6 protein-coding genes are annotated in these 6,136 nt (G+C 63.3%); 2 read left to right on the top strand and 4 right to left on the bottom strand.

All coding sequences use genetic code 11. The features are described 5' to 3' along the window. Nucleotides 1–286: 286 nt before the first annotated feature. A complete protein-coding gene (locus tag MY55_RS18060) occupies nucleotides 287–2,479 on the top strand; it encodes an ATP-binding protein (protein ID WP_230623437.1) in 2,193 nt (730 codons plus the stop codon). Here the strand turns inward: MY55_RS18060 and MY55_RS18055 are convergent. From MY55_RS18055 to MY55_RS18040, 4 genes are all read right to left on the bottom strand, one after another. Then, a complete protein-coding gene (locus MY55_RS18055) occupies nucleotides 2,476–3,489 on the bottom strand; it encodes a GlxA family transcriptional regulator (protein WP_047244191.1) in 1,014 nt (337 codons plus the stop codon). The genes MY55_RS18060 and MY55_RS18055 overlap by 4 nt on opposite strands. A gap of 140 nt (nucleotides 3,490–3,629) precedes the next feature. After that, entirely contained in the window at nucleotides 3,630–4,361 is a 732-nt protein-coding gene (locus MY55_RS18050; protein ID WP_080962018.1) for an ABC transporter permease, read from the bottom strand. Further along, on the bottom strand, nucleotides 4,358–5,044 hold the full coding sequence (locus MY55_RS18045; RefSeq protein ID WP_047244192.1) for an ABC transporter permease: 687 nt from the start codon (nucleotides 5,042–5,044) through the stop codon (nucleotides 4,358–4,360). The genes MY55_RS18050 and MY55_RS18045 overlap by 4 nt, the downstream gene beginning before the upstream one ends. 72 nt (nucleotides 5,045–5,116) lie before the next feature. After that, nucleotides 5,117–5,881 (bottom strand): ABC transporter substrate-binding protein, encoded by a 765-nt coding sequence (locus MY55_RS18040; RefSeq protein WP_043579906.1) that lies wholly within the window; start codon nucleotides 5,879–5,881, stop codon nucleotides 5,117–5,119. On the opposite strand from MY55_RS18040, the gene MY55_RS23815 reads away from it, so the two are divergent. Beyond that, nucleotides 5,880–6,131, top strand: coding sequence for a hypothetical protein (locus MY55_RS23815; protein WP_146008340.1), 252 nt, complete (start codon nucleotides 5,880–5,882; stop codon nucleotides 6,129–6,131). The genes MY55_RS18040 and MY55_RS23815 overlap by 2 nt on opposite strands. Nucleotides 6,132–6,136 lie beyond the last annotated feature (5 nt).

Raw genomic sequence — 6,136 nt, 5'->3', positions numbered from 1 at the left:
GTCCCCTCCCCGAACCCGCGCGGCGACCGTCCGTCGCCGCTGCCCATCCGCCAGTCCCCGCGAGGGGGCGCATCCCGCTGCCCGCCAGGCGCCTGGCGGGCTTTGACTGGGCAGTCGACGTGCCGCTTGCCCGATCGCGGGCCTTGTTTCAACGCTTCAGCTGGTGCGGCTAGGCGCCTGGCTCGCGGTCATTGCCTGCTTGAGCGATTTTTGCAAAAATGCGCGGCAGATGTTTTATGCAATGCATATTATTTGAAATGTCAGATATATCCCTGGGGCGGAAGTCTTGAGCAAATTCAAAGGTGGCGAGTGGCTTCTGTTTGGTGCTATCTGGCTGGTTTGCGCGCTGCTGGTGCTGAGCCAGTGGGCGATGGGTGAGTACCGCAGGCTGCAGGATGGATTCGAGCTGGCTGCGCATCAGGCATACGCGGGCGTGGCGCGCAGGTTGGATCAGAACGAGTCGGTGCTGTCGGCGATAGATGCCCTGCTGTTGTCGCGCGAGCCGCTCGATGCCAAGGCTTTGAGCGCGTTTTCGCGAGAAATGTTGCCGCGCTATCAACAGCTTTATGCGATTGAATTCTTCCGCAATGTCACGGCTGAGAATCGCGGTCCGTTTTTGCGTGAAATGGAAACCCGCTTCGGCGAGACCTTTTATATCCGCGATTTCGACGTGATGGGCAAGCGCAGCTGGCAGCCGGCGCCGGTGCGCAAGCAGTCGCTGGTGGTGTCGATGATAGAACCGGATCTGCCGGCGGTTAGCCCGGTGTTTGGTTACGATGTGCTGGGCGACCCGCATTTCGCCCCGGAGTTGCGCAGGGCGCTGTCCAGCGGGCAAAAGGTGTCTTCTCGTCCCTTTGATTTATACGATGGCGGCGGCCGAGCCTACATGCTGATGCAGCCTTTGTTCCGTCCATCGGCCGAGCCGAGGAGGGCATCCGGCGCGCGCGAGCTGGCCGGCATGGTGGCGCTGGTGGTGTTCTACGACAGATTGTTGCAGTTGCCGGTGGATCAGGGGCTGCCGGGCAGCCTGGATCTGTCGCTATTGCCCAAGGGCGATGGCGTAGAACCTTTGTATCAACGTCTGCACCGCTTTGCCGAGCATGATTGGTGGCCGGTGGTGACGCGGCTGGAGGCGCGGCTTCCTCTGAGCAGCGAGGCGCAGCCTTTCGTGCTTGGCGTGGCCCAGGATGTGCGTTTGAACGACCTCGCCTTGCTGCCGTTATTGCTGCGCGAGCTGTTCATCACCTTGCTGCTGGCGGCGGTCGGCTTGATCTATTCGCAGCGGATGGCCTTGCGGCGGGAGCGCAATCAGGCCGACGAGGAGCTGTTCCTGCAGAGCGAGCGCGCGTCGGTGACGCTGAGCGCGATCCATGACGGCGTGGTGATTCTGCGGCAAGACAGAAGCATCGAGATGGCGAACCCGATGGCGCTGCGGCTGGTCGACATGCCGGCCGAGGAAGTGCTGGGCCAGCCGTGCCACGAGGTGTTCCGGTTGTTGGGCGAGTTGGCGTCGGAGTTCGCCGAAGATCCGATCAGCGAGTGCTTCCGCACAGGCCGCCCGGTGGAACTGGCGGAGCGGATGCAGCTGACCACTGCGCGCGGCAAGGTGCATTTCGTCGAGGGCGGGGTGGCGCCGCTGCTGTCGCGCGAGGGCGTGTTGATCGGCGTGGTATGCGCGCTGCGAGATATGGGGCCGTTGCGCCAGCGCACGGCGGAGGCGCTGGAGGCCAGCGAAACCCGGGTGAAGGAGCACCTGGAAAAGCTGTCGCATGTGGCCAGGCTGCATACCATGGGCGAGATGGCGTCGGGCATCGCGCATGAGCTGAACCAGCCGCTGACCGCCATTTCCAATTACTGCCAGGCGGCGATGCAGCTGCTGGATGGGGTGGAGGACGCGCCGCCGCAGGTGAATTCGGCGCTCAAGCTGGCGGTGGCGCAGGCGGGAAGGGCCGGGGAGATCATCAAGCGGCTGCGGGCGCTGGTCAGCAAGCGGGCGATAGAGACGCGGCTGATAGATGTCAACCAGGTGGTAGGCAACTGCATGTTTCTGGTGGAGTACGATCTGCGCGAGCGCGGCGTGGAGGTGGTGCAGCTGCTGTCAGGCTATTCCATTCCGGTGATGGCAGACAGCATCCAGCTGGAACAGGTGGTGCTGAACCTGCTGTCCAATGCGATGGATGCCCTGCGCGACGAGCCGGCGATGAAGCGCCATGTGATCGTGCATACCCGCCGCGAGGGGCGCAAAGGCATACTGGAGGTGCGCGATACCGGCCGCGGTATCACACCGGACCTGCTGGAGGTGCTGTTCCACCCGTTCTTTTCCACCAAGCCGCATGGCATGGGCTTGGGGCTGTCGATCTGCCAGACCATTGTGGAGCAATACGGCGGGCTGATTTCGGCGGAAAACATACCGGCCAGCGGCGCTTGCTTCCGCATCGAGCTGCCGCTGGCGCTGCAGGCGGAGCGCCAGCTGACCTAGCCGCGCTCGGTCTGGGCGGGCTGGCGCTGCAGCGCGCTGGTCTGGGTGCGCTGGGCGCGCTCTTCGCGCGGGGTGATGTTGAAGTGGTTGCGGTAGGTGCTGGAGAAGTGGGGACCGCTGGAGAAGCCGCACGCCAGGCCGATCTGCACGATGGACTTGCTGGTTTGCTGCAGCAGCTGGCGCGCGCGGCCCAGGCGCAGCTCCAGATAGTACTTGGACGGCACCGTGCCCAGGTACTGCTTGAACAGCCTTTCCAGCTGGCGTCGGGAGACGCCGACGTAGTAGGCGATGTCGTCGGTGGACAGCGGCTCTTCGATATTGGCCTCCATCAGGCTGACCGCCTCGGTCAGCTTGGGCTGGCTGCCGCCGATGCGGGTGGCCAGCGGGATGCGCTGGCGCTCGTTGCCCGGGCGGATGCGCTCCATGCTGAACAGCTCGGACAGCTGGGCGATGAATTCATGGCCCTGCTGTTTGCCCACCAAGTCCAGCATGAAATCGAAGGTGGCGGCGCCGCCGGCGCAGCTCAGATAGCGGCCTTCGCTTTCATACAGATTGGACGTGACGATCACATCCGGATACTCCTCGGTCAGCCGCGAGATTTCGCGCCAGTGTATGGTGGCGCGCTGTCCGGCCAGCAGGCCGGCGCGGGCCAGCCAGTAGCTGCCGCAGCCTATGCCGCCCAGCGTGAGCTTGTCGGTGTTGCAGGCGGCGATGCCCTTGCTCAACTCTTCCAGCGCGAATTCGTTGCCGATTTCATCGGCCAGGATCAGCAGATAGTCCAGCTTGGGCGCGTAGGACAGCGGCAGGTCCACGCCCAGCTTGACGCCGTTGGACAGCTGCACCTGGCCGCCGTCCAGCGACAGCAGCAGAGTTTCGTACAGGCGCTTTTCCGCCAGCAAGTTAGCGTGGGCGAGCACCTCGGACGCGGCGGCGAAGTCGGCCATCGAGGCGTGGGGCAGAAGCAGGAAGCCAAAGCGCAGGGCTTTGCCGGTTTGGGGCGGATGACCCATGGTGTGATTGTCTGTACTCGGTTGGCAAAAAGACCGCCATGCCGGGAGGCCTGGCATGGCGGCGTATCTTGCCGTGCATTGTACGATTTATTTCAGCCGGCAGGCAGAAGAATTGCTGCCGCTTGCTATCGTTTGCAGGCTTATGACTTGCGGGGCGCGAGAAAGGCCAGGTAGCGGCGCTCGGCCCGCTTCATCAGCCAGACCAGGATGAAAGTCAGGCCCAGGTAGATGACGGCGGCGGTGAGGAAGGGCTCGAACGGCATATAGCTTTCGCTATAGATGCGGCGCGCCACGCCGGTGAGGTCGGCCAGGGTCACCAGGCCGGCGATGGCGGTGCTCTGCAGCATCATGATCACTTCGTTGCTGTAGGCGGGCAGCGCGCGGCGCAGCGCCGAAGGCAGCACGATGCGGCGCAGCATCAGCCACTGGCTCATGCCCATCGCGCGGGCGGCTTCGATCTCGCCCCAGTGGGTGTTGCGCAGCTGGCCGGCGATGATCTCGGTGGTGTAGGCGGCGGTATTCAGCGTGAAAGCCAGGATGGCGCAGGCGTAAGCGTTTTGCAGATACTGCCAGGCCCAGCTGTCGCGGATCCAGTCGAACTGCGCGAGGCCATAGTAAATGATGAACAGCTGCACCAAGAGCGGGGTGCCGCGGAACACATAGCCGAACAGCCATACCGCGCCGGACAGAGGACGGTTTTGCGAAACCCGCGCCAGCGCCAGCGGGATGGCCAGCGCCAGGCCCAGCAGCAGCGAGACGCCCAGCAGCTGCAAGGTGAGGATCAGGCCGTCGGTGCTGGCCAGCATCGGCCCGCCGTCATGGGCGCCGAAAAATTCCGGCAGCCGCTCGATAATCAGTTTGGGATCGATCACAGTCCGCTCTCCTTGGCGCCCAGCGAATAGCGCTTCTCCATCCAGTGGAGCAGCAGATTGGACGCGCCGGTGACGATGAGGAACAGCATGCCGACGACGACGTAGACATCGAACGGCTGCTGGGTGGCCGATTTGGCGGCGTCGGCGCGGTACATCACGTCATTGAGGCCGATGACGGAAACCAGCGCGGTGGATTTCACCAGCACCAGCCAGTTGTTGGAAAAGCTGGGCAGCGCGTAGCGCACCATCTGCGGCAGCTGGATGCGGAAAAACACCCGCAGCGGCGACATGCCGTAGGCGAGGCCGGCTTCCATTTGGCCTTTGTGCACCGCCATCATCGCGCCGCGGAAGGTTTCGCTCATGTAGGCGCCGAAGATGAAGCCCAGGGTCAGCACGCCGGCGGCGAAGGGATCGATGTTCGGGCTTTGCCAGCCGAAGTAGCCGCAGACGTCGTTGAGCAGCATCTGCGCGCCGAAAAACAGCAGAAACATCCACACCAGGTCGGGAATGCCGCGCACCACGGTGGAGTAGAGCTCGGCAAGCAGCGTCAGTACGCGCGATTGGCTGGACTTGAACAGCGCGCCGACCAGGCCGAGCGCGACCGACACGATCAGCGCGGTGCCCGCCAGTTTCAGGGTCAGCACGCCGCCTTCGAGGATGCTGGGAAGATAGCCTTGAAGCATGAAGCAATCTCGGAAAAGGGGATTGCCGGAACAGGCGCGCCGGGCGCGCCCGTCCGAGGGAGGATGCCGGGGTCAGCCGCCGTAGATGTCGAAGCTGAAGTACTTGTCCTGGGCCTTCTTGTAGCTGCCGTCCTTGCGGATTTGCTCGATGGCTTTGTTCAGGCGCTCAACCAGAGCCTTGTTGCCCTTCTTGACGGCGATTCCGCAGCCGGGGCCGAAGTACTTGACGTCGGAGTAGTTGGGACCGGCGAAGCCGTAGCCCTTGCCTTGCGGCGTCTTGAGGAATTCCTGCTCGCCGACGGCGCTGTCGACGAAGACGGCGTCCACGCGGCCGGACTTCAGGTCGAGGAAGGATTCAGGCGACTTGGCGTAGGCGACTACGCTGGCGCCGCTCTTGCCCCAGAAGTCCTTGGCGAACTTTTCCTGGGTGGAGGCGCGCAGCACGCCGATCTTCTTGCCCTTCAGGCTGGCCGGGTCCACCTTGGCGCCGTTCTTGGCCACCATGCGGCTGGCGATGTTGTAGTACTTGTGGGTGAAGTCCACCGCCTTCTCGCGCTCGGGGGTGATCTGCATCGACGAGATGATGGCGTCGAACTTGTTGGCGTTCAGCGCCGGGATCAGGCCGTCCCAGTCCTGCGGCACGATCTGGCAGGTGGCCTTCATCGCCGCGCACAGCGCGTAGGCCATGTCGATGTCGAAGCCCTGCGGCTTGCCGTCGGCGCCTTGCTTGGAGAACGGCGGGTAGTTGAGGTCGATGCCGAAGCGCAGAGTTTCCGCCTGGGCGGACAGGGAGGCGAACAAGGCAAGGCTGGCGCTTGCGATCAGGGCTTTTTTCATGATGTTGCTTCTGCTTCTCTATTTGGGCGCGTGGCGCGCAGCGCGCGGGCAACCCGCTTGTAAACCCCGCACCGGAGGCAGCGTTATTGTTCCGATCCGGGCCGTCTTTTGTTTATTGGCGGCCATGGGGCGCCGCCGACTGGAACAACAAGTGGCGGAATTGGTCAATCCCCATAAGCAAGTGCGCACATTCTACCTTACTTTGGTGCAAAAATGGAAATATCATAAAAATCAAATACTTATGCACTAATTGTT

The sequence above is a fragment of the Chromobacterium subtsugae genome (assembly GCF_001676875.1).
GTDB classification, from domain to species: Bacteria; Pseudomonadota; Gammaproteobacteria; order Burkholderiales; family Chromobacteriaceae; genus Chromobacterium; species Chromobacterium subtsugae.
The sequence above is the reverse complement of the archived record's forward strand: the minus strand, read 5'-3'. Positions and strand labels throughout refer to the sequence as shown.